The organism is Bacillus sp. MM2020_4 (assembly GCF_011250555.1).
Classification (GTDB): Bacteria; Bacillota; Bacilli; order Bacillales; family Cytobacillaceae; genus Neobacillus.
The window spans coordinates 263,806-287,121 of record NZ_JAANMZ010000002.1 but is presented as its reverse complement, the minus strand read 5'-3'; the positions used below and the strand labels follow the sequence as shown (position 1 = coordinate 287,121).

The following is a 23,316-nucleotide window of genomic DNA, read 5'->3' as shown; positions in this document are numbered from 1 at the left end:
TGTAGCTGAACACTAATTTTTTAACCGCAGATCCTCTGCGGTTTTTCTTTTTATTGAAAGACGTTTATTGCTCCTGTATAATAAATAAGTCTGAGGGGTGTACAAACAAATGTTACAGTCGAAAACAAGATGGATTGTTCGCAGTACTGATGACAATCTAGTCAATATGCTGGCAAATGAATTGAAAATAACACCTTTAGTTGCGTCATTGCTTGTCAATCGCGGCTTGGATACCGTAGAATCTGCACGGTATTTTTTATTTGGAAAAGATGGATTCCATGACCCTTACCTACTAAAAGGGATGGATCTTGCCGTTAATAGAATACGTGAAGCGATTGAAGCACATGAACCGATTCTTATTTATGGTGATTATGATGCTGACGGTGTAAGCAGTACATCGGTATTGATGATCACACTTCGTGATCTGGGTGCCAATGTCGATTTTTACATCCCGAATCGCTTTACAGAAGGATATGGCCCCAATGAAGCAGCATTCAGGCAAGCAGCGGAAAATGGAATAAAGTTGATTATTACCGTGGATACTGGAATATCAGCCGTTCATGAAGCCGCCATTGCGAAAGAACTGGGAATTGATCTCATCATTACCGACCATCATGAACCTGGGCCGGTTTTGCCTGTTGCGCTTGCCATTATTCACCCAAAACATCCTGAAAGTATCTATCCATTTCGGGAGCTTGCAGGTGTAGGGGTTGCCTTTAAATTAGCTCAAGCCCTTTACGGAAAGGTTCCTGAGCATTTGTTTGAAATTGCCGTTATTGGGACGATAGCGGATTTAGTATCATTAAAAGATGAAAACCGCCTAATAGCCAAAAAAGGTCTTGAAAATCTGAAGGCTTCACAAAATATTGGACTTAAAGCGATTCTTAAATTGGCAGGGGTCGATCCGATGGGAATCAATGAAGAAACCATTGGCTTTACGCTTGCACCAAGGATTAATGCAGTCGGTAGATTAGAAGATGCCGATTTAGCCGTTCAACTGATTTTGACTGAAGACCCAGAAGAGGCACAACAACTTGCGGAAGAAATGGACGCTTTAAATAAAACGAGGCAAGCCATTGTTAATACCATTACCGAAGAAGCCATCGAGGAGGTGGAAAAGAACTTTCCAACAACCTCCAATAAGGTTCTCGTTATCGGTAAGGAAGGCTGGAATGCCGGTGTTATTGGGATCGTTGCCTCCAGGCTTGTGGAAAAATACTATCGGCCGACGATTGTATTGAATTTCGATCCGGAAAAAGGGGTAGCAAAGGGCTCGGCACGGAGTATTGCCGGCTTTGATTTATTTAAAAATCTATCCACTTGCCGGGAATTACTCCCCCACTTTGGCGGGCACCCAATGGCTGCAGGAATGACATTAAAGCTAGAAGATGTTGCCGAGCTGCGTACTAGATTAAATCTGCTCGCGGAAGAGCAGTTAACAGCGGAGGATTTTATTCCCGTTACCTATCTTGATGAAGAAGTTCAGCTTGAAAATATTCATTTATCTGCACTTGAAGAATTAAATTTGCTTTCTCCTTTTGGTATGGACAACCCTAAACCAAAAGTTTTAATAAAAAATGTCGATCTTGCCAATATGAGAAAGATTGGCAATGAGCAAAAGCACTTAAAGGTAATTGTAAATGATGGTAGTGCAAACCTTGATGGGGTAGGGTTTGGTTTGGGTGCATTGGCTGACCAAATTTCACCTGTATCACAAATTTCATTAATCGGAGAATTATCGATTAATGAATGGAACAATATACGTAAACCGCAAATTTTTATCCATGATCTGATGGTTGAATCATGGCAGTTATTTGATTATAGAGGCCAGAAGCGAATCAATAGCATGGTACACACTGTTCCCGTTGAAAACAGGAAATTCATCCTTTTCAATAAAGACCATTTTGATAACATAAATGCCGATTTGAAAGCAGAGTCAATTCTCATTCAAAATCTTGACGATGCAAAGGCATTTGATGGGTATAGGGCGAATATCGCATTAGTCGATTTTCCACCATCAAAGGAGATCTTAAAAGTTTTATTTGAGGGAAGACAGCCATCAAGGATTTATGCTTATTTTTACAAAGAATCCAGTGATTTTTTCAGCACGGTACCAACTCGTGATCATTTTAAATGGTACTATGGGTATCTAATGAAAAATGGCCCCATTGATTTAAAACGACATGGAGATGTCATTGCCAAGCACCGCGGCTGGTCACAAGAAACCCTTTATTTTATGTCAAAGGTGTTTTCTGAATTGGATTTTGTTACAATAAATAATGGATTTATAACATTGAAAACAGGAGCGCAGAAGCGTGATTTAGCTGATTCGATTACCTATCAAACCAAAAAGAGTCAATATGCACTTGAAAGGGATTTATTGTTCTCTTCCTTTCAAGAATTAAAAGGCTGGTTCGATCAAGTTATTCAGGAGTCAGTTGAGACTGAGGAGGCAATTACAGAATGGATTTAAAGCAATTTATTACAATCGTACCCGATTGGCCGAAGCCAGGAATTAAATTTAAGGATATCACCCCGCTAATGAATAATGGTGAAGCCTATAAATATGCAACAGACAAAATAGTTTCGTATGCAAAAGAGAGAGAAATTGATATTATCGTTGGTCCGGAAGCACGTGGATTTATTATCGGTTGTCCTGTTGCCTATTCACTTGGGGTAGGTTTTGCTCCTGTTCGTAAAGAGGGGAAACTTCCAAGGGAAACCATCAAGGTAGGCTATGGTCTCGAATATGGAAAAGATATTCTAACTATTCATAAAGATGCGATTCAACCCGGTCAGCGTGTGTTAATTACCGATGACTTGTTAGCAACTGGCGGGACGATTGAAGCAACCATTCAATTAGTGGAGCAACTTGGCGGTGTTGTCGCTGGGATCGCTTTCTTAGTTGAGTTAAGTTATTTAGATGGTCGTAAAAAACTAGACGGCTATGATGTTTTAACATTGATGCACTATTAAAAGTTACCGAGGGCACTCAAAGCGAGTGCTCTCTTTATATAATTTGAGATGCTGGGTAAGGTTTTTCGACTCTTTTTTTCATAATTTGCAGAAAAAGCTACCCAATCTCTTTACATCTGGGCTTTTTTTTTCGATAATAGATACAATCATTCTAAATTAGGAACGATTTGTTTACTGATAACATTTATATAAATAAAATTAAGATGAAAATAAAGGTGATTTCATGGCGAATGATCTAGTGTTAACAGCCGACCAAGTCATCGACAAGACGAGAAAATACCTGAACGAAGAGCATGTTGAATTAGTCAAAAAGGCGTATGAATACGCGAAAGATGCTCATCGTGAACAATATCGAAAATCGGGAGAGCCGTATATTATTCATCCCATCCAGGTTGCAGGAATCTTGGCAGACCTGGAGATGGATCCGGCTACGGTTGCTGCTGGTTTTCTCCACGACGTTGTGGAAGATACGAATATATCCTTAAAGGATATTGAGGAAGCTTTTAATGACGAAGTGGCCATGCTTGTCGATGGGGTTACAAAGTTAGGGAAATTTAAATATAAATCTCACGAAGAGCAGCAGGCGGAAAACCATCGGAAAATGTTTGTGGCAATGGCACAGGATATCCGGGTAATCCTTATTAAGCTTGCTGACCGTTTGCATAATATGCGAACATTGAAACATCTTCCCGTAGAAAAGCAGCGTCGGATTTCAAATGAGACAATTGAAATTTTTGCACCTTTAGCACATCGTCTTGGAATTTCTAAGATTAAATGGGAGTTGGAAGATACTGCGTTAAGGTATTTAAATCCGCAGCAATATTACCGGATTGTAAACTTAATGAAGAAGAAACGGGCAGAGCGGGAGCAATATTTAGAGGATGTTATCGTAGAGGTTAAAGCACGGATGGGTGAGGTATCGATCAAAGCTGAACTCTCTGGCCGGCCAAAACATATTTATAGCATTTATCGAAAAATGGTGCTGCAAAATAAGCAATTCAGTGAAATTTATGATTTGCTTGCTGTTCGAATCGTGGTTAACAGTATTAAAGATTGTTATGCTGTCCTTGGCATCATCCATACTTGCTGGAAGCCAATGCCGGGACGGTTTAAGGATTATATCGCCATGCCGAAGCCGAATATGTATCAATCCCTGCATACCACTGTGATTGGACCAAAGGGTGATCCTTTGGAAGTGCAGATTCGGACGTATGAAATGCACCGGATTGCTGAATTCGGGGTTGCGGCCCACTGGGCATACAAAGAAGGAAAGACAATCAGTGACAGCTCGACCTTCGAGCAAAAACTCACTTGGTTCCGGGAAATTCTCGAGTTCCAAAATGATACCGCCAATGCCGAAGAGTTTATGGAATCATTGAAGATTGATCTGTTTTCCGATATGGTGTTTGTCTTTACACCGAAAGGCGATGTAATTGAATTGCCTTCCGGGTCTGTACCGATCGATTTTGCCTATCGGATTCACTCTGAAATCGGGAATAAAACTATTGGCGCGAAAGTGAATGGAAAAATGGTGACGCTGGACTACCAACTTAAAACTGGCGACATTATTGAAATACTGACATCCAAACATTCTTATGGCCCTAGTCAGGATTGGCTGAAGCTCGCGCAAACGTCGCAGGCGAAAAATAAGATTCGAGCCTTTTTTAAGAAGCAGCGCCGTGATGAGAATGTGATTAAAGGGAAAGAGCTTGTTGAAAAAGAAATCCGTAATATGGAATTTGATCTTAAAGAAATTTTAACTGCGGATAATTTGAAAAAAGTGGCGGATAAATTTAATTTTTCAAGTGAAGAAGATATGTATGCCGCAGTTGGTTATAACGGAGTAACCGCATTGCAGGTTGCCAACCGATTGACCGAGAAATGGCGTAAAAAGCGCGATCAAGAACAGTCCGCGAGCATCACAAATGTAATTTCAGATTTAAAATCATTCCCTTCTAATAAGAAACGGGAATCTGGCGTCCGCGTGCAAGGGATTGATAACCTGTTAATTCGCTTGTCAAGATGTTGTAATCCGGTTCCAGGGGACGAGATTGTTGGTTTTATCACAAAAGGACGCGGTGTTTCTGTTCATCGCTCCGATTGTACGAACATTGATTCCAATGATGCCCAATCAAGGTTGATCCCTGTTGAGTGGGAATCTTCCTTAAATGATCGAAAAGAGTATAACGTTGATATTGAAATCAGCGGCTATGATCGCAGAGGGCTCCTGAATGAAGTCCTTCAAGCAGTAAATGAAACGAAAACAAATATTTCTGCCGTGACTGGTAAATCTGATCGGAATAAAATGGCAACAATCATTATGTCGATCGCAATTCACAATGTTAGTCACTTGCGTAAAGTGGTTGATCGAATTAAACAAATTCCAGATATTTATTCGGTTCGCCGGTTGATGAATTAAGAAAGGTGTATCAACTATGAAGGTAGTAGTTCAACGTAGCAAAGCAGCCAAAGTAACCGTTGACGGTGAAGTAACCGGGCAGATTTCTATGGGGTTTGTTCTGCTCGTCGGTGTGACACATGAAGATCAAGAAACGGATGCGGCCTATTTAGCTGATAAAATTGCTCATCTAAGGGTTTTTGAAGATGCAGATGGAAAAATGAATTTGTCTTTATTGGATGTTGGTGGGGAAATTCTTTCTGTTTCCCAGTTTACCCTTTACGGGGATTGCCGCAAAGGACGAAGACCAAGTTTTATTGAGGCGGCCAGACCGGAACAGGCAATAAAGATATATGAGGCGTTTAATGGAATGCTCCGTGAAAAAGGAATTCGCGTTGAAACAGGAGTTTTCGGCGCGATGATGGATGTCCAATTAATCAATGACGGTCCTGTTACGTTAATTCTTGAAAGTAAAGCATAAAAGAGCTTGGCCCTTTTGTTAAGGTGCCAAGCTCTTTTTATTTATCAAAATTTGTATCATTCGACTTTGAGAAATGTCCAGCTCCATCGCCCTAGCGGCTAGTGTCCTTCGCTCTCCGCCCTACGATAAGTCAACATCGAATCGCTGACGCTCTTCGTGTTTCCTTTATCTCAGTTGGAGTGCTCCAGGCCATACGCCGCTGGTCAGGGCGATTGCGCTTTTCTAATTCTTAAAAAACCTCGCAAGTCCGTTATATAAACCGGATGCCGCATTTTCTTGAAATCCGCTGGAGTTTAGTGTCATCTCTTCCTCTGGGTTACTTAGATAGCCTAGCTCCATAAGAACGGCCTTTTGGCTGTTTTCCCGAATGACATGGAAATCACCAATACGTACGCCGCGGTCTTTTAAATTGGTTTGTCCGACTGTTGATGTAAATACTGTTTCGGCAAGCGCCTTTTGATAACCGTGATAATAATAGCCAGTCATACCACGTGCACTCCGTTCTTCATTGCTGTCGTAATGAAGGCTGATGAAGGCATCGGCACTGTAAGTTTGTGCGGCATTTACACGTGATGGCAAAGGTATAAAAGAATCATTACTTCTTGTCAGGTAGACTGTTGCACCGGCGGCTCTTAATTTATCAGACAAGAGCCGGGCTGTTCGAAGGGTCAGCTCTTTTTCTAAAGTACCGTTTGCACCGGTAGTACCATTGTCCCCGCCGCCATGGCCTGGATCCAATACAATGGTTTTATTTTTAAGATATCCTTCAGCTCCTGATTTCTGAATTTGCGGGTTCATGCCATTGATCGATACAATCCAACCAGCAACATACCCCGTATGTCCATTTTTCAGTTTTATCTCATACCAGTCATTGACAACTCTTTTTACAGAAAAGGTATCTCCTTCATTTGCCAGTTCTGCCACATCTGATTGGACATTTGCTTCTTTTCGGATATTTGTTCCATTATGTAAGATGGTAATTGTACTTTCCTTCTGAGCTTGTCCAGATTGAGATGTTCCAGACGGGGATGCCCCCGTAGTCATATCAAGGTACCAGCCGGCTACCCATCCAAATCTACCAGACTTAAACTCTATCTTTACCCAATTGTTATTTTCCTCTAAAATAGCAAAGCTTTGCCCTTTGGTTACAGTGCCAATAATGCTGAAATCCAATGAGGATCCGGAGCGGACACTTAGACTTCCGGCTGTTACTTTTCCATTGATCCCACTTAATTCTTTCTTAGGGGAATCCTTGGAGACTTCCGTTTTTGTGTTAATAAACTCAGAATTTACCCAGCCCTTAATAGATGCAAATCCTACCTCCAACCAATTGTTCTGTTTTGAATAAATGGATACACTCGTTCCCTTGGTGAGTTTCCCAATAATCGGACTTGTGGTGGATGGTTCTTTTCGCACATTTAAGGTATCGCCATTCACCACGCCAGTGCTCGTACTAGTAGAGGCTGTCGGATTTTGCTTGTTGTCTTGTTTAACGGTAGATTTAATCACTAAAAAATCTCTCACAACCCAGCCCTCGCCGAATGATGAGGTGATTTTGTACCAGTTTTCATTCTGGTCAAGGATTGTGGCTTCTTGTCCTTTATTTAAGAACCCGACAATCCGAAAGCTTGTCCCTGGGCCGGAGCGAATTCTTAACTGATCTGTATTCGCTTTGGCAATGGAACTTGTAGCAACTGCCGATGTGGCGGCTTTAGCCGTTTTTTCCTCATTTTCTTTGGTGACAAGCCAGTTGACAACCCAGCCTGTTTTACCAAAAGGTAACTGAATTTCAATCCAGTCGTTTTTTTCTTTCACAACCGAATACTTTTCACCCCTCTTGGCAATTTTTACGAGGGGATAACTTAGTCCCGGGCCGCCACGAACATTGACGGCATCAGTGGAAATCGTAAGTGAACCACTTGCGGCACTGCTTTTTCCTTGCGGCAGGAAAGCCCCGAAAATTAGAGTGATTGTTAGTAATAATAGAAAAATCTTTTTTCTCATCGGTACCCTCCTTTGTTTTTTATTTTACCGTAAAACCGTGAGGAATTCATTCCTTAATTGTAAAAATAGTCCATCCCTTTTCACGAAAATGACAATCACATGCAAGTTTTTCAGCTTTCATGGAAATAATAGAAAAAAAGATAGAGGTGAATGATGGATGAGGTCGAGTGATAAAGGAATGAATGTACAATCGATGGATGGCCGCCTTTTCGGAGTGGATTTTCATGATTTTATTCAAAAGGAGCAGCATGCATCCTCCATTGAGCTTGCATCCGAATTTGGGATCACAATGGGTGATGTCAGAAAGTTAAAAAAACATTTAGGAAGGTCGTAAATCTTTCTTGACATTACTATCATTGCTCCGTATTATTATATAAATAAGAAAAGCGCAAGTTCCCTGTTCAGCGGCGTATGGCCTGGAGCTGGACAATTTAAAATGAAATATTCGTATATAACCAATGATGGAGCATAGTAATTAAGCGAACTCATGAAAAGAGAGGAAATGCCTTAGGCTGAAAGCATTTCTGCATGCGCCTTAATGAATGAACACTCCGTAGGCTTCTCTCTGAAAAAGCCCATGCTTTAGTAGGAGAAGAACGTGAGCAGGCGTTAACTGTTTAAGAGGAAAGGCATTCACTTACATGCTTTTCAACTAGGGTGGCACCGCGGGATCAAAACTCTCGTCCCTTGTATTTAATACAAGGGACGAGAGTTTTTTTATTTTTATTTAAAACATTTTTACATAAAAATTTTTAAAAGAAGAGGGGGGTTTCCACTATGTCTATAAGTATACCAAGAGGTACGCAGGATATTCTGCCCGGAGAGGTAGAGAAGTGGCAGCTGATAGAAGCAAAAGCGCGCGAGCTTTGTGAAAAATATCAATATCAGGAGATTCGTACTCCTATATTTGAACATACTGATCTTTTTTCAAGAGGTGTTGGTGATTCAACCGATATTGTTCAAAAAGAAATGTACACATTTGAAGACCGAGGGAAACGCAGTATCACGCTTAGACCGGAGGGCACGGCAGCGGTTGTTCGCTCGTTTGTCGAGAAGAAAATGTTTGGTCTTGCCAATCAGCCCGTCAAGCTTTATTACATGGGGCCGATGTTCCGCTATGAACGTCCGCAGGCAGGGCGCTTCCGCCAGTTTGTCCAATTTGGCGTTGAGGCCTTAGGAAGCAATGATCCTGCGATTGATGCAGAAGTGATTTCCCTTGCGATGAATTTGTACAAGGAAATGGGCTTGACACAGCTAAAGCTGATGATCAACAGTCTTGGCGATAAAGAGAGCCGTACCGCACACCGCGAGGCATTAGTGAATCACTTTCAACCGCGAATCGGCGAGTTTTGCCACGATTGTCAAAACCGTTTGGAAAAAAATCCTTTGCGCATCCTGGATTGTAAGCAGGACCGTGAACATGAATTAATGAAATCAGCACCATCAATCCTGGAATTTTTAAATGATTTTTCAAAAGCCTATTTTGAAAAATTACAACACTATTTAACGCAGCTTGATATACCGTTTGAGGTCGATGCCAACTTGGTGAGGGGCTTGGATTATTATAATCACACGGCCTTTGAGATTATGAGTAATGCCGAAGGATTTGGCGCCATTACAACTCTTTGCGGCGGCGGCCGGTATAACGGCTTAGCTGAAGAAATTGGCGGCCCGGAAACACCGGGGATTGGCTTTGCCTTAAGTATTGAGCGCTTTATCGCTGCTCTTGAGGCTGAAGGAATCGAGCTTGAGCTGAATCAAGGAATTGACTGCTACCTTGCTGCACTTGGGGAGGAAGCAAAGGATTACACTGTCGGGTTATTGCAGCAGCTGCGTTTGGCAGGCTTTTCAGCAGAACGGGATTATTTAGACCGAAAGATTAAAGCGCAATTTAAAGCGGCAGACCGCTTAAAAGCCAAATACGTAGCCATTCTTGGCGACGACGAACTTAAAAACAACAAAATTACTATAAAGAATATGGCAACAGGTGAACAAGTGGAAGTAGACTTACATTCTTTCATTCAACAATTTAAGGAATTGCAATCTTAAAGGGGGAAAAACAATGTTTGGCAGATCGTTTTTTTGTGGGGAAGTTCCAGAGTCATCAGTAGGGGAAAAGGTAACATTAAAAGGTTGGGTGCAAAAACGCCGAGACCTTGGCGGTTTAATCTTTATCGATCTGCGCGACCGTTCAGGTATTGTTCAAGTCGTTTTTAATCCTGACTTGTCAAAGGAAGCCCTAGAAACGGCCGAAAAGATCCGAAATGAATATGTGCTTGATGTGGTAGGAACCGTTGTTGCTCGCGAGGCTGGCACCATTAATGACAACCTTAAAACTGGAAGAATTGAAGTGCAGGCGGAAAAAGTAACGATTATTAACGAGGCAAAAACTCCTCCGTTCATGATTTCTGATAAGACAGATGCTTCAGAGGATGTTCGCTTAAAATATCGTTATTTAGACTTCCGTCGCCCGGTTATTTTTGAAACGTTAAAAATGCGTCATCAGGTAACAAAACATGTCAGGGATTTTCTTGATGGCGAAGGCTTTTTAGATATTGAAACACCGATTTTGACCAAAAGTACGCCAGAAGGTGCACGTGACTATTTAGTTCCAAGCCGGGTGCATCCTGGTGAATTTTATGCACTGCCGCAATCCCCACAATTGTTTAAACAATTGCTAATGGTGGGTGGCGTTGAACGGTATTACCAAATTGCCCGCTGCTTCCGTGACGAGGATTTGCGTGCTGACCGTCAGCCTGAATTTACCCAAATCGATATAGAAACAAGTTTCATGAGCCAAGAAGATATCATGGGTATGATGGAAAACATGATGTCACAGCTGATGAAGGAAGTTAAGAGTGTGGAAGTTCCGCAGGTTTTCCCACGCATGACATACGACGAAGCGATGAGTCGATTTGGTTCCGACAAGCCTGATACCCGTTTTGGTTTAGAGCTCGTTAACCTATCTGAAATCGTTAAGGATTCCGGCTTTAAAGTATTCGTTTCTGCAATTGCCGGCGGCGGCCAAGTTAAAGCAATAAATGTAAAAGGTGCTGCGGACAAGTATTCTCGAAAAGATATCGATGCCTTAGCAGAGTTTGCCGCTGTTTATGGGGCGAAAGGTCTTGCATGGCTGAAAGTGGATGCTGAAGGACTGAAGGGCCCGATTGCGAAATTCTTCGCTGGAGACGACGCGCAGGCTTTGATTGCCACTCTTGAGGCAGTGGCTGGTGATTTGCTTCTGTTTGTTGCTGATAAGAAGAATGTTGTAGCAGATGCGCTCGGTGCTTTAAGACAAAAGCTTGGTAAAGAATTAGGTTTAATCGATCCAAGTCTATTTCATTTCTTATGGGTTACCGACTGGCCGCTTCTAGAGTACGATGAAGAAGAAGGCCGATATTACGCAGCGCATCATCCATTTACAATGCCGTTTAGAGAAGACCTTGAATACCTAGATTCAGATCCTTCAAAAGTACGCGCCCAAGCATATGACCTGGTCTTGAACGGATATGAACTTGGCGGCGGATCCCTTCGGATTTTTGAACGGCCAATTCAAGAAAAGATGTTTAGTGTTCTTGGCTTTTCTCCGGAGGAAGCGAAGGAACAATTTGGCTTCCTGATGAATGCTTTTGAATATGGAACACCGCCGCATGGAGGAATCGCCCTAGGTCTAGACCGATTGGTGATGCTGCTTGCAGGCAGCACGAACCTTCGTGATACCATTGCATTTCCGAAAACAGCGAGCGCAAGCTGCTTGTTAACGAATGCACCTGGTGAAGTATCCGAGGCACAATTAAAGGAATTGAACTTGTCACTAAATGTTAATAAATAACAAGAATCCGCTTTCATGAAACCTTGAAGGCCGGGTTAAAATATGCTATTATAAAAGCAATTAAAGAAGAGTCCTGAAATGTACGTTGTGTTACCTGAAGTTTTGACCGAACATTATTTATTCGGGAGTCCAGAGTTTTTTGATTGCGTAAATGCCTCACCCTTATACGGGTAAGGGGACTTACAATACCGAGAACAGGACACCCCCCTGCTCAAGTAGCGGGATCAAAACTAAGGATCAAGAAGCAACGGCACCATTGGGACTCTTTCTTTTTGTTAAAAATTACCTCTTGGCGACCGTCGGGAGGTTTTATTTTTGCTCTAATTGTGATAATTCCCATGAAAATACTTGTTTTTATAGGTGGGTATGATATATTTTTATGGTGAAAAAATAACTAATAAGTGAATTTGAATTTGGATATGGAGTGAACATATATGCTGCATCAATTTTCCCGAAATGAGCTTGCCGTTGGTAAAGAAGGCTTAGAAATAATGAAAAATAGCACAGTCGCTGTTTTAGGTGTGGGCGGTGTCGGTTCATTTGCCGCTGAAGCGCTCGCCCGCTCCGGTGTCGGTCGTTTAATTTTAATTGATAAAGATGATGTAGATATTACAAATATTAATCGTCAGTTAATTGCGCTGCTTTCAACGATTGGCAGACCGAAAGTAGAAATTATGGAGGAGCGGATAAAAGATATTAATCCAGACTGTGAAGTAATTTCGCTAAAGATGTTTTACACAGAGGAAACCTATGAGGAAATTTTTGACTACAATATTGACTTTTTTGTGGATGCCTCTGATACAATTGTGTATAAAATCCATTTGATGAAAGAGTGTTTAAATCGTGGCATCCCGATTATTTCCAGTATGGGTGCCGCCAATAAAATGGATCCAACTCGTTTTAAAATTGCAGATATATCCAAAACCCATACGGATCCAATTGCCAAGGTAATTCGCACGAAGCTGCGTAAAGAACGAATCCACAAGGGAATACCAGTTGTTTTCTCTGATGAGAGCCCAATTGTTATTCGTGAAGATATTAAGAAAGAGGTAGGCAATGAGAATTCACCAATCCGTAAAGGACAAATGCCACCTGCTTCGAATGCATTCGTTCCATCTGCAGCCGGGTTGATCATGGCAAGCTATGTGACGATGGAATTACTGAAGGATATTAAGATTTATCGTGTTTCGGATGAGAAGTAACTTTTTAGGAAGCCCAGGACCTTTATTGGTTTTGGGTTTTCTTTTTACATTGACTGAATTGATAAAAATAGAGGAAAACGATAAATGAAAAGGAGACATAGCACACTTCCCTTCTTAATTTAGTGCCACTTCCATTTTATAAAAAAATAAAAGCTGAATGTATGAATCTTTTGTTAGCATGACGTTGCTCTCGGACTTCAGACCTAGTCACGATTCCATCCCTAGCCGTTTTATGAAAATTTATTAACTAGGATATAATTAACTAGGAAAATAAGGTAAACTTAGTTTCGTACATAGTGAGGAGTGAGAATTTGGAAACAATCGTAGAACTGAAAGATGTAACCAAGGTGATAAAGGGAAGAACGATTATAGACAATATCAGTTTCCAGGTGAATAAAGGCGAGGTCTTCGGCTTTTTAGGGCCAAATGGAGCAGGGAAAACGACGACCATCCGAATGATTGTCGGCTTAATGGCCATTACATCAGGGGATATCACGATTGGCGGCTCTAGTATTAAAACCGAATTTGAGAATGCGGTAGGCCATGTGGGTGCCATTGTTGAGAATCCGGAAATGTATAAATTTTTAAGCGGCTACCAAAACCTGGTCCATTATGCAAGAATGACAAAAGGGATTACCAAGGAAAAGATTACGGAAACGGTTAAGCTCGTTGGCTTAACAGAACGGATCAATGACAAGGTCAAAACATACTCACTTGGGATGAGACAACGGTTAGGCTTAGCACAATGTCTATTACACGATCCAGACGTTCTGATCCTTGATGAGCCAACAAATGGCCTCGACCCGGCGGGAATTCGAGAAATCCGCGATTATGTTCGCCAGTTAGCCCGTGAAAAAAACATGGCTGTGATTGTCTCGAGTCATTTGTTATCGGAAATGGAAATGATGTGTGACCGAATCGGGATCATTCAAAATGGCCGGTTGATTGATGTCCAGCTTGTTCAGGAATTTGTCCAAGGTGCCGAGGCAACCTACGAATTGGAGGTTATTCCAAGTGACAAGGCATTGGCAATTATCGAGGCTAACTATCCTGAAGTGAGAACCAACCATTCACGAAACGGTCTATCTGTAGTACTGCCTAAAGAAGAAATACCTAATCTAGTAAAAAAATTGGTCAGTGAAGATATTCAAGTTTTTGGAATCAGAGAAACAGCGAAAACGTTAGAAGATCGCTTCCTTGAAGTGACATCGGAAAAGGAGGCTGTTATTCGTGGTTAATTTAATCAAAAATGAATGGATGAAAGTTTTTAAACGACCTGGCACTTTTGTGATGATTGGGATACTTATCGTTGTTATTGCCTTAATGGGGATTGTCATAAAAACGCAACAAAATGATACGAATTTCGCTCAGGATAAAAATTGGGAGCAAGTGTTACAGGAGGAAAACAATGCGCTAAAACAGCAGATGGCGCAAAGCCGAACCAAGATTGAAAAGCAATTTTTCAAAAAGGAAATTGCCATCAATGATTACCGAATTAAGCATCATATTCCAACAAAAGAAAAATATTCGGTTTGGTCATTCGTAAAGGATAGCTCACAGCTAATCATGCTGGCAGGATTATTTATCATTGTTGTTTCGGCCGGAATTGTCGCTAGCGAGTTTAATTGGGGAACGGTCAAGCTGTTATTGATTCGTCCCATCAATCGAACGAAAATTCTGCTTTCTAAATATTTGACAGTACTAGTGTATGCCTTGTTCATGCTGGCCATTTTGTTTGTTTTCTCAACTGCGCTTGGTGCCATTCTGTTTGGGATGCCTGACAAAGCTATCCCGTATTTAAATTATTACAATGGTCAGGTCACCGAACAAAATATGGTTGTCCATTTGTTAATCTATTACGGCTTAAGTTCAATTGATACGATTATGCTTGTGACAATGGCCTTCATGATTTCTTCTGTATTCCGGAATAGCTCGCTCGCAATTGGCTTATCCCTATTCCTATTATTTACTGGAGGTCAATTTACTGCGTTACTATCGATGAAATTTGATTGGGCAAAATACATTTTGTTCGCCAACACGGATTTAATGCAGTACTTCGAGGGCACACCAATGGTGGAAGGAATGACCTTAACCTTCTCAGTCATCATGCTTCTACTTTACTTTGCCTTGTTCCAATTCCTAGCCTTCTTCGTCTTCAAAAAACGCGACGTTGCCGCATAAACAATATGAGTATACAGAAAAGGGTGTCAGGCACCATTTGGTGCCTGACACCCTTTTCTACTATTTCGATCTTGTTATTTTTTCGTATACGGTGGCTAGGGCTTGTTCAAATTTTCCGGTTTTTTTGGGCTGGTAGTATTTTTTATTTTTAATTCTGTCCGGTAAGTATTGTTGCGGCACCCAGCCATTTTCATAATCGTGAGGATATTTATAGTCGATTCCTCTGCCAAGTTCTTTTGCCCCTTTGTAATGGGCATCTTTCAGATGATCGGGGACTTCTCCAACGATTCCTTTTTGGATATCTTCAAGGGCTGCTTGAATCGCTAAGACTGCAGAATCAGACTTAGGCGATAAACATAATTCAATTACGGCATTGGCCAATGGGATCCGTGCTTCGGGAAAGCCAATTCTTTCTGCCGTTTCTATCGCAGCTAAGGTACGTGCTCCTACTTGAGGATTGGCAAGGCCGATATCTTCATAGGCAATCACAATTAATCGGCGACTTATACTTGGAAGGTCGCCTGCTTCAATTAATCTGCCAAGATAATGGAGGGCAGCATCGACGTCACTTCCGCGAATAGATTTCTGGAAGGCTGAAAGGACATCATAGTGCCCATCCCCGTCCTTATCGGCGACCAAACTTTTCTTTTGCAAACATTCTTCGGCGGTCGCTACATCAATATGGATAATGCCATCTTTATCTTGATCGGTTGATAACACCGCTAATTCAAGTGCATTCAATGAGCTTCTTACATCCCCATTTGATCCCTGGGCAAAATGATGTAAAGCTTCTTCAGATATCTCAATTTTCAATCCGCCAAAGCCGCGCTCCACATCGGCAATAGAGCGTAGCAGTGCTTGCTTCACTTCATTAGAAGATAACGGCTTTAATTCGAAAATTTGGCAGCGACTGCGAATCGCCGGGTTTATTGCATGATAGGGGTTACTGGTTGTGGCCCCGATTAATACAATCATTCCATTTTCCAAATATGGGAGTAAAAAATCCTGTTTTGCTTTATCTAGACGATGCACTTCATCTAGCAGTAAAATCACTTTCCCGGACATTTTTGCCTCAGCAGCTACGATCTCCATGTCTTTTTTATTATTAGTGACCGCATTCAATGTGCGAAAGGCATATTTCGTACTGCCGGCAATGGCGCTGGCAATTGAGGTTTTCCCAATGCCTGGCGGTCCATATAAAATCATCGATGTCAGCTGTTTGGCCTTTACCATTCTGGCAATTATTTTTCCCTCACCAACAAGATGGTGCTGACCTGCAACTTCTTCTAACGTTCGAGGACGCATTCGAAATGCTAATGGTTTTTGCTGCATATTCATCTCTCCAAAACAAACTTTTTTCGCTCCTTTTACCATACCATTTTCTCCTGATTAATACTAAAGGATAAATTTCGTCTTTAAGAATTGTCCAGCCCTGTAAGCCTTTCGTTTTTCCCTTGCAAAAGCATATTAAAGAAGAATATGATATAATTTCTAATGCCTATCAATTTACTGAGAATATTTTATAGAATAGATTACGAAATAGAGGTGCCATATATGAAAATTTCGACAAAAGGCCGGTACGGTCTTACCATCATGATTGAACTTGCCAAAAAGCATGGCGAGGGTCCTACTTCTTTAAAATCCATTGCCCAGGCAAATGATCTATCCGAACACTATTTAGAACAATTGATTGCTCCACTTCGGAATGCGGGGTTAGTAAAAAGCATCAGGGGAGCATACGGTGGGTATATTCTATCAGATGAGCCTTCTAAAATTACGGCAGGTGATGTGATTCGTGTGCTCGAAGGTCCGATTACCCCTGTCGAAGGAATTGAAGATGAAGAGCCAGCTAAGCGTGAACTGTGGATTCGTATTCGCGATGCAATTAAAGACGTGTTGGATAATACGACATTAGAGGATTTAGCTAGTCATAGTGAGGATCAGGAGCCGGACGGTTATATGTTTTATATTTAAAGTCAAAAGTAATAGAAGAGAATTATGTTGATTGAAGGTGTAATAATGGAACGAATTTATCTCGACCATGCCGCAACCACACCGATGCACCCGAAGGTAATTGAAAAAATGCTAGAAGTCATGAATGTGACATTTGGGAATCCTTCCAGCATCCATTCATATGGCAGAGAAGCACGCCATTATCTAGATTTAGCACGTGCGGCGTTGGCCCGGAGTATCGGGGCAAAGGAAAATGAAATTATTTTTACAGGCGGTGGAACCGAAGCAGATAATATGGCGCTATTTGGCGTGGCCGAAAGCTGTCAGAATAAAGGCAAGCATATCATTACCACACAAGTGGAACACCATGCTGTCCTTCATGCTTGCAAGAAACTGGAAAAGATGGGCTTTGAGGTAACCTATTTGCCTGTTGATCGAACGGGGAAAATCTCTGTCGCAGATCTTAACGCTGCCCTGAGGGAGGATACCATCCTTGTTTCTATTATGTACGGTAACAACGAGGTGGGAACATTACAGCCCATATTAGAGATTGGCGAATTGTTGAAAAATCATCAAGCCATTTTCCATACTGACGCGGTTCAGGCCTATGGAGTCGAAGATATTAATGTAAATGAGTGTCTGATTGATTTACTTTCGGTGTCTGCTCATAAAATTAATGGCCCCAAAGGGACGGGTTTTCTTTTTGCAAAATCTGCAGTAAAAATTTCTCCACGGCTATATGGCGGTGATCAAGAAAGAAAACGGCGTGCGGGAACGGAAAATGTTGCTTCTATTGCCGGATTCCATGAAGCTGTCCTGATTGCAAGTGAAGAACGGTCAGCAAAAAGAGAACGGTTCAGGGACTTTAAAGAGATCTTGCTGAAAAAGCTTCGTGAACTAGATGTAGAATTTGACATAAACGGTTCGCTTGAATATTCGCTGCCACATGTATTAAACTTAAGCTTTCCGGGGACAAGTGTGGAAGCTATGTTAGTTAATCTAGATCTTGCCGGGATTGCTGTTTCCAGTGGTTCCGCGTGCACGGCTGGTTCTATTGAACCTTCCCATGTCCTTGTTGCCATGTTTGGTAAGCAATCACAACGCTTAGTCAATTCAATTCGCTTCAGCTTTGGCTTTAATACGACAGAGGAAGAAGTTATTAAGGCTGCTGAAGAAATTGCCAAGGTTGTTTCGCGTTTGAAAAAATAAAATTTACAATCGTCATTGCAGTAAAGAGAGAGGTGAAAATATGGAGAGAAAAGATCCAAAAAATACTCGTGTAGTTGTGGGAATGTCAGGCGGTGTTGATTCCTCTGTCGCAGCACTTTTATTAAAGCAGCAAGGGTACGACGTCATCGGTATTTTTATGAAAAACTGGGATGATACGGATGAATTTGGTGTCTGTACGGCTACGGAAGATTATGAGGATGTCATCCGCGTTTGCAATCAAATTGGCATTCCCTACTATGCGGTTAATTTTGAAAAGCAATATTGGGACAAGGTCTTTACCTATTTCCTTGATGAATATAAAGCGGGCAGAACGCCAAATCCTGACGTGATGTGCAATAAGGAAATCAAATTTAAGGCATTCCTCGAGCATGCGATGAATTTGGGCGCTGACTATCTTGCCACTGGTCACTACGCCCGTGTCGAGTACCGCGACGGAGAATATAAAATGCTCCGCGGCATTGATGAAAATAAAGATCAAACGTATTTCTTAAATCAATTGTCACAAGAGCAAATCAGCAAAGTAATGTTCCCAATTGGTAATCTTGAAAAATCAAAAGTACGGGAACTTGCGAAGGAAGCGAACCTTGCTACTGCCACGAAAAAAGACAGTACCGGTATCTGCTTTATTGGAGAGCGGAATTTTAAAGAATTCCTGGGTCAATACTTACCAGCGCAACCGGGAAATATGGAAACCTTTGATGGCGAAATGAAAGGCAAGCATGAAGGTCTGATGTATCATACAATCGGCCAACGCCATGGTTTGGGAATTGGCGGTTCGGGCGAGCCATGGTTTGCCATCGGAAAGGATTTAAAACGAAATATCCTTTATGTTGGACAAGGCTTTCATCATGAAAAACTATATTCTGATGCAATAACTGCGGTTAATGTTAGCTGGGTTTCAAATCAAGACAAGCCTGTCGAGTTTGAATGTACGGCTAAATTCCGTTATCGTCAGGAAGATCATAAAGTGACTGTTCGTCTCTTAGAAGGCGATAAGGTACAAGTTCTATTCCATGAACCGATACGGGCTATCACCCCAGGACAAGCAGCTGTATTTTACAATGGCGACGAGTGCCTTGGCGGTGGAACGATTGACGAAGTGTACAAAAATGGTGAACGGTTGACATATGTTGGCTAAAATTTGACCCTGATTCCTACTTAGGAGTCGGGGTTTTTTTGGTAAATATGATATACTTTCTCTTAGGATCGGAGTTGATTTTTTTGGATAAAAACCAATTAGGTGTAGCATATATGCAGGAAGGCAACTGGGAAGAGGCGGCAAAGGCCTTTAATAAGGCGATTGAGGAAAATCCGAACGACCCTGTTGCCTATATTAACTTTGGTAATCTTCTTTCTGCCCTCGGTGATGATGAAAAGGCGTTAAATTTTTATCAAAAGGCGCTTAACCTAGATGAAAATGCTGCGGCGGCTTACTATAGCATTGGAAATATATTATTCACTCAGGACCTCTTCAACGAGGCGAAAAATATGTTTGAAACAGCAATGAAAAAGGGTCTTGAATCAAGCGACAATTACTTTATGTTAGGATTGACGCTCGTTCAACTGGATCAAGGCCGATTCGCCCTCCCTTATTTGCAAAGAAGTGTTGAACTAAATGAACAGGATGCGGAAGCACGCTTTCAATATGGATTATGTTTGGCGCAGCTTGAATTCATTGACGAAGCGATTGTCCAACTCGAAAAATGTATTGAGCTAGATCCTGACCATTCAGATGCTTATTATAATTTAGGTGTTTCTTATGCCTTTAAAGAAGACGGCGAACGAGCCTTACACATGTTCAATCAAGCACTCGACATTCAGCCAGATCATCTGTTAGCAGGTCATGCAAAAAAGCTGATTGAAAATAATCAATAATTTTTAACCTTCAACTGAAAGGAGGGAGCCAAATGGAAAAGCAAGATGCGCTCGATTTATTTGCGGAGCAAGGAAAGTTTGTTAAAGGACGGCCAATCGTAACGATTTTTCATAATGAACAAAATCTTTATACCGTTTTAAGAATCCGTGTTGATGAAACAAATCATCCGTATGAGGACAAGGAAGCCGTAGTTACCGGTTATTTCCCAAAAATTCATGAACAAGAATCCTATATCTTTTTCGGAGATTTTAAGGAACATCCTAAGTTTGGCGTGCAATTTCACACCAATCATTTCCGTAAAGATATGCCCCAAACAAAACAAGGGGTTGTAGCCTATTTATCCGGTGAAATGTTTAAGGGAATTGGGAAAAAGACGGCCGAGAACATTGTTGAAACCTTGGGAGAAGATGCGATTTCGAAAATCCTCAATCAGCCGTCGTTACTTGATTCTATTCCAAAGCTTCCTCCTGAAAAGGCGAAAATGCTTTATGATACGTTGATGGAGCATCAAGGACTTGAGCAGGTTATGGTCGCCCTGAATCAATATGGCTTTGGCCCGCAGATTTCAATGCGGATTTATCAAGCGTATAAAGAAGAAACACTTAATACGATTCAAAAAAATCCTTATCAGCTTGTCGAAGATATTGAAGGTATCGGTTTTGGCCGTGCGGATGAGCTTGGCCATCAGCTAGGGATTACAGGAAGCCATCCAGACCGAATAAAAGCAGCTTGCCTTTACACACTAGAAAACGAAAGTATGCAAACGGGACATGTTTACATGCATGCTCAAGATTTGTTAGAACAAGTAAGGGTACTGCTCGAAGACAATAAACGTGATCAAATTGAATACATAGACATTTCAAATGAGGTTATTAAGCTTGAAGAAGAGGGAAAAATAAAAGTTGAGGAAAAGCGTGTATACCTGCCATCTTTATTTTTCGCTGAAAAGGGTCTTGTTACAAGTATTCAGCGGATATTACAGCAAACAGAATACAAGGAACAATTCCCTGAATCGGAGTTTCTACTGGCTTTAGGTGGATTAGAGGAACGTCTCCAAGTCCAATATGCCCCGTCCCAAAGGGAAGCGATTCAAACGGCGTTAATGTCGCCAATGCTGATTTTAACAGGCGGACCTGGTACGGGTAAGACGACTGTAATCAAGGGAATAGTAGAACTATATGCAGAACTGCACGGCTGTTCCTTAGAAATAAAGGATTACCACAAAAAGGACGAGCCGTTTCCCTTTTTACTCGCTGCCCCGACCGGACGTGCTGCCAAACGAATGACAGAGTCGACGGGACTGCCTGCCGTAACGATTCACCGATTACTTGGCTTTAATGGATCAGAAGGATTTGATCGTGATGATGCAAGCCCGCTCGAAGGGAAAATATTAATTGTTGACGAAACCTCGATGCTCGATATTTGGCTTGCCAATCAATTGTTCAAAGCATTACCAGAGAATATTCAAGTTATCATGGTCGGTGACGAGGATCAACTGCCTTCTGTCGGGCCAGGACAGGTTTTAAAAGACTTGCTGCAGTCTGAACGGATACCGACTGTTCGCCTTACCGATATTTACCGGCAGGCAGAAGGATCATCGATCATCGAACTGGCACATGAAATTAAAAAAGGATATTTGCCTGCAAATATAACTGCAAAACAGGCTGATCGCTCGTTTATTAAATGTTCAACGACGCAGGTGGCACAAGTGGTGGAAAAAGTAGCCTTAAATGCCAAAAACAAAGGGTATTCAGCAAAAGATATACAGGTGTTGGCACCAATGTACAGAGGACCAGCAGGAATTGATCGCTTAAATGTGCTGCTGCAGGAAATTTTCAACCCGAATCCAGATGGAAAACGGAAGGAAATCGCCTTTGGCGAGGTAAAATACCGTATCGGTGATAAGGTACTCCAGCTTGTGAACCAGCCGGAAAGTAATGTGTTTAACGGGGATATCGGTGAAATTATTTCAATCATTTATGCGAAAGAAAACATGGAGAAACAGGATATGATTTATATTTCCTTTGAAGGGAATGAGGTCGAATATACAAAGCAGGACCTGAATCAAATCACCCATGCCTATTGCTGCTCGGTCCATAAATCACAGGGCAGTGAATTTCCGATTGTTATTTTACCTATTACTAGAAGTTATTATCGGATGCTGCGAAGGAATTTAATTTATACGGCGATTACCAGAAGTAAACAATCATTGATTCTATGTGGTGAAGAGGATGCCCTTCGAATGGGGGTTGAACGAGCAGATGAGCTATTGAGGCAAACGACTCTTTGTCAAAAGCTGCAAGAAACCATCACTGTGAATGCTCTTGAGACATCTGCCAAAATGACGGATCAAGCCGTATCCAATGAATTATCCTATGAGGAAGAATTAATGCAAGTGAATCCAATGGTAGGTATGGAAAACCTTACACCTTATGATTTTCTAACAAATGGCTAAAACTATAAATGTTCGAGAGGAGGTGGGACACTCTTTGCGGACATTTTCTTTATTGAAAGGTCAGCCTGTATTTGAAACGAGAAGTGGCACGAAAATTGGTGAGATAAGTGACCTATGTATTTCAAGCACTGGAAAAGTCAATGGCCTGCTTGTAAAAAAAGGCGTTTTCTTCAAACAATCCTTTTTTCTGGACATTCAAAAGGTGACCTTCTTTGGCTGGGATGGGGTTATGGTTGAGGACGCGGAACAATTGGAAAAGCTAAAGGAGAACCCTCTGCATACGTTAACACATCAACGTCCATTGGATGGAATGATGATGCTTTCGAAAAGCGGGGAGTCGCTCGGATTGTTGAAAGATGTATATTTTCAAGAAGAAGTGGGCACAATCGTAGGGTACGAAATTACGGATGGCTTCTTTTCGGATATCACGGAAGGCAAACAAGTCATTCAATCCGAGAAGCCCTTAGCGATCGGAAAGGATGCCATTATCGTAGACGTTAATGATACGTGAGGTGTCTTTTCATGTTTAAGTGTCCAAATTGTCAAAGTAAAGATATTGGCAAAATTGGTATCAACCAATATTATTGCTGGAACTGTTTTATTGAACTTTCTGTTTCCTCAGGGATCATTAATACCCACCAAGTCGAAGAGGATGGGTCACTCAGTTCCTTAGATGATTTGTTTGAAGAAGAGGAGCGTCGCTACACCCTTTAAATATAAAGAAGAGG

The 23,316-nt window shown here is 41.6% G+C and carries 19 protein-coding genes, 1 other RNA gene and 1 other annotated feature; of the genes, 18 read left to right on the top strand and 2 right to left on the bottom strand.

The window, feature by feature from the left end; all coding sequences use genetic code 11:
• Positions 1-109: 109 nt before the first annotated feature.
• The 4 genes from recJ to dtd all read left to right on the top strand — a co-directional run bounded on the left by recJ (position 110) and on the right by dtd (position 5,855).
• Positions 110-2,473, top strand: coding sequence for a single-stranded-DNA-specific exonuclease RecJ (recJ, locus tag G6554_RS03375; protein ID WP_166238743.1), 2,364 nt, complete (start codon positions 110-112; stop codon positions 2,471-2,473).
• The gene (locus tag G6554_RS03370) at positions 2,464-2,976 is read left to right on the top strand and encodes an adenine phosphoribosyltransferase (protein WP_166238741.1); all 513 of its coding nucleotides are present in this window, start codon (positions 2,464-2,466) and stop codon (positions 2,974-2,976) included. The genes recJ and G6554_RS03370 overlap by 10 nt, the downstream gene beginning before the upstream one ends.
• 223 nt (positions 2,977-3,199) lie before the next feature.
• Positions 3,200-5,395 carry a RelA/SpoT family protein gene (locus G6554_RS03365; RefSeq protein ID WP_166238739.1) on the top strand — a complete coding sequence of 732 codons (2,196 nt, stop codon included), beginning with the start codon at positions 3,200-3,202 and terminating at the stop codon, positions 5,393-5,395.
• Between the two features lie 16 nt (positions 5,396-5,411).
• The gene (gene dtd / locus G6554_RS03360; RefSeq protein ID WP_166238737.1) at positions 5,412-5,855 is read left to right on the top strand and encodes a D-aminoacyl-tRNA deacylase; all 444 of its coding nucleotides are present in this window, start codon (positions 5,412-5,414) and stop codon (positions 5,853-5,855) included.
• A gap of 222 nt (positions 5,856-6,077) precedes the next feature.
• Here the strand turns inward: dtd and G6554_RS03355 are convergent, their stop codons facing one another.
• Complete coding sequence (locus G6554_RS03355; protein ID WP_166238735.1) at positions 6,078-7,859, bottom strand: N-acetylmuramoyl-L-alanine amidase family protein; 1,782 nt, start codon at positions 7,857-7,859, stop codon at positions 6,078-6,080.
• A gap of 157 nt (positions 7,860-8,016) precedes the next feature.
• Here G6554_RS03355 and G6554_RS03350 point away from each other — a divergent pair, with 157 nt between their 5' ends.
• The 7 genes from G6554_RS03350 (at position 8,017) to G6554_RS03320 (ending at position 15,074) form a co-directional block, all read left to right on the top strand.
• A complete protein-coding gene (locus tag G6554_RS03350; RefSeq protein WP_166238733.1) occupies positions 8,017-8,193 on the top strand; it encodes a hypothetical protein in 177 nt (58 codons plus the stop codon).
• A gap of 115 nt (positions 8,194-8,308) precedes the next feature.
• Positions 8,309-8,550, top strand: a binding site (T-box leader).
• 86 nt (positions 8,551-8,636) lie between these two features.
• Positions 8,637-9,908, top strand: coding sequence for a histidine--tRNA ligase (hisS, locus tag G6554_RS03345; protein ID WP_166238731.1), 1,272 nt, complete (start codon positions 8,637-8,639; stop codon positions 9,906-9,908).
• Between the two features lie 13 nt (positions 9,909-9,921).
• Entirely contained in the window at positions 9,922-11,691 is a 1,770-nt protein-coding gene (aspS, locus tag G6554_RS03340) for an aspartate--tRNA ligase (protein WP_166238729.1), read from the top strand.
• A gap of 67 nt (positions 11,692-11,758) precedes the next feature.
• Positions 11,759-11,958: non-coding RNA, 6S RNA (ssrS, locus tag G6554_RS03335), on the top strand.
• Positions 11,959-12,125: 167 nt separating this feature from the next.
• Positions 12,126-12,893 (top strand): tRNA threonylcarbamoyladenosine dehydratase, encoded by a 768-nt coding sequence (locus tag G6554_RS03330; RefSeq protein WP_166238727.1) that lies wholly within the window; start codon positions 12,126-12,128, stop codon positions 12,891-12,893.
• 311 nt (positions 12,894-13,204) lie between these two features.
• Positions 13,205-14,131, top strand: coding sequence for an ABC transporter ATP-binding protein (locus tag G6554_RS03325; protein ID WP_166238725.1), 927 nt, complete (start codon positions 13,205-13,207; stop codon positions 14,129-14,131).
• Positions 14,124-15,074 carry an ABC transporter permease subunit gene (locus G6554_RS03320; RefSeq protein WP_166238723.1) on the top strand — a complete coding sequence of 317 codons (951 nt, stop codon included), beginning with the start codon at positions 14,124-14,126 and terminating at the stop codon, positions 15,072-15,074. Before G6554_RS03325 ends, G6554_RS03320 begins: the two co-directional genes overlap by 8 nt.
• 60 nt (positions 15,075-15,134) lie before the next feature.
• On the opposite strand, the gene G6554_RS03315 is transcribed toward G6554_RS03320, so the two are convergent.
• Positions 15,135-16,406 (bottom strand): replication-associated recombination protein A, encoded by a 1,272-nt coding sequence (locus G6554_RS03315; protein ID WP_166238895.1) that lies wholly within the window; start codon positions 16,404-16,406, stop codon positions 15,135-15,137.
• A 222-nt stretch (positions 16,407-16,628) separates the two neighbouring features.
• Here G6554_RS03315 and cymR point away from each other — a divergent pair, with 222 nt between their 5' ends.
• The 7 genes from cymR (at position 16,629) to G6554_RS03280 (ending at position 23,302) form a co-directional block, all read left to right on the top strand.
• Positions 16,629-17,048 (top strand): cysteine metabolism transcriptional regulator CymR, encoded by a 420-nt coding sequence (cymR, locus tag G6554_RS03310; RefSeq protein WP_166238721.1) that lies wholly within the window; start codon positions 16,629-16,631, stop codon positions 17,046-17,048.
• A 45-nt stretch (positions 17,049-17,093) separates the two neighbouring features.
• Positions 17,094-18,236 (top strand): cysteine desulfurase family protein, encoded by a 1,143-nt coding sequence (locus G6554_RS03305; protein WP_166238719.1) that lies wholly within the window; start codon positions 17,094-17,096, stop codon positions 18,234-18,236.
• Between the two features lie 40 nt (positions 18,237-18,276).
• Complete coding sequence (mnmA, locus tag G6554_RS03300) at positions 18,277-19,395, top strand: tRNA 2-thiouridine(34) synthase MnmA (RefSeq protein WP_166238717.1); 1,119 nt, start codon at positions 18,277-18,279, stop codon at positions 19,393-19,395.
• An 83-nt stretch (positions 19,396-19,478) separates the two neighbouring features.
• The gene (locus G6554_RS03295) at positions 19,479-20,132 is read left to right on the top strand and encodes a tetratricopeptide repeat protein (protein ID WP_166238715.1); all 654 of its coding nucleotides are present in this window, start codon (positions 19,479-19,481) and stop codon (positions 20,130-20,132) included.
• Positions 20,133-20,164: 32 nt separating this feature from the next.
• Positions 20,165-22,588, top strand: a complete 2,424-nt coding sequence (gene recD2, locus G6554_RS03290) for an SF1B family DNA helicase RecD2 (RefSeq protein WP_166238713.1) — start codon at positions 20,165-20,167, stop codon at positions 22,586-22,588.
• Between the two features lie 34 nt (positions 22,589-22,622).
• Positions 22,623-23,099, top strand: a complete 477-nt coding sequence (locus G6554_RS03285; protein WP_166238711.1) for a PRC-barrel domain-containing protein — start codon at positions 22,623-22,625, stop codon at positions 23,097-23,099.
• An 11-nt stretch (positions 23,100-23,110) separates the two neighbouring features.
• Positions 23,111-23,302 (top strand): hypothetical protein, encoded by a 192-nt coding sequence (locus G6554_RS03280; protein WP_149871089.1) that lies wholly within the window; start codon positions 23,111-23,113, stop codon positions 23,300-23,302.
• Positions 23,303-23,316 lie beyond the last annotated feature (14 nt).

What these genes read in the sequence shown, in the direction of transcription:
- recJ (WP_166238743.1), top strand. Translation starts at nt 110, where the DNA reads ATGTTACAGTCGAAAACAAGATGGATTGTTCGCAGTACTGATGACAAT.
- G6554_RS03370 (WP_166238741.1), top strand. Translation starts at nt 2,464, where the DNA reads ATGGATTTAAAGCAATTTATTACAATCGTACCCGATTGGCCGAAGCCA.
- G6554_RS03365 (WP_166238739.1), top strand. Translation starts at nt 3,200, where the DNA reads ATGGCGAATGATCTAGTGTTAACAGCCGACCAAGTCATCGACAAGACG.
- dtd (WP_166238737.1), top strand. Translation starts at nt 5,412, where the DNA reads ATGAAGGTAGTAGTTCAACGTAGCAAAGCAGCCAAAGTAACCGTTGAC.
- G6554_RS03355 (WP_166238735.1), bottom strand. Translation starts at nt 7,859, where the DNA reads ATGAGAAAAAAGATTTTTCTATTATTACTAACAATCACTCTAATTTTC.
- G6554_RS03350 (WP_166238733.1), top strand. Translation starts at nt 8,017, where the DNA reads ATGAGGTCGAGTGATAAAGGAATGAATGTACAATCGATGGATGGCCGC.
- hisS (WP_166238731.1), top strand. Translation starts at nt 8,637, where the DNA reads ATGTCTATAAGTATACCAAGAGGTACGCAGGATATTCTGCCCGGAGAG.
- aspS (WP_166238729.1), top strand. Translation starts at nt 9,922, where the DNA reads ATGTTTGGCAGATCGTTTTTTTGTGGGGAAGTTCCAGAGTCATCAGTA.
- G6554_RS03330 (WP_166238727.1), top strand. Translation starts at nt 12,126, where the DNA reads ATGCTGCATCAATTTTCCCGAAATGAGCTTGCCGTTGGTAAAGAAGGC.
- G6554_RS03315 (WP_166238895.1), bottom strand. Translation starts at nt 16,406, where the DNA reads ATGCAGCAAAAACCATTAGCATTTCGAATGCGTCCTCGAACGTTAGAA.
- cymR (WP_166238721.1), top strand. Translation starts at nt 16,629, where the DNA reads ATGAAAATTTCGACAAAAGGCCGGTACGGTCTTACCATCATGATTGAA.
- G6554_RS03305 (WP_166238719.1), top strand. Translation starts at nt 17,094, where the DNA reads ATGGAACGAATTTATCTCGACCATGCCGCAACCACACCGATGCACCCG.
- mnmA (WP_166238717.1), top strand. Translation starts at nt 18,277, where the DNA reads ATGGAGAGAAAAGATCCAAAAAATACTCGTGTAGTTGTGGGAATGTCA.
- recD2 (WP_166238713.1), top strand. Translation starts at nt 20,165, where the DNA reads ATGGAAAAGCAAGATGCGCTCGATTTATTTGCGGAGCAAGGAAAGTTT.
- G6554_RS03280 (WP_149871089.1), top strand. Translation starts at nt 23,111, where the DNA reads ATGTTTAAGTGTCCAAATTGTCAAAGTAAAGATATTGGCAAAATTGGT.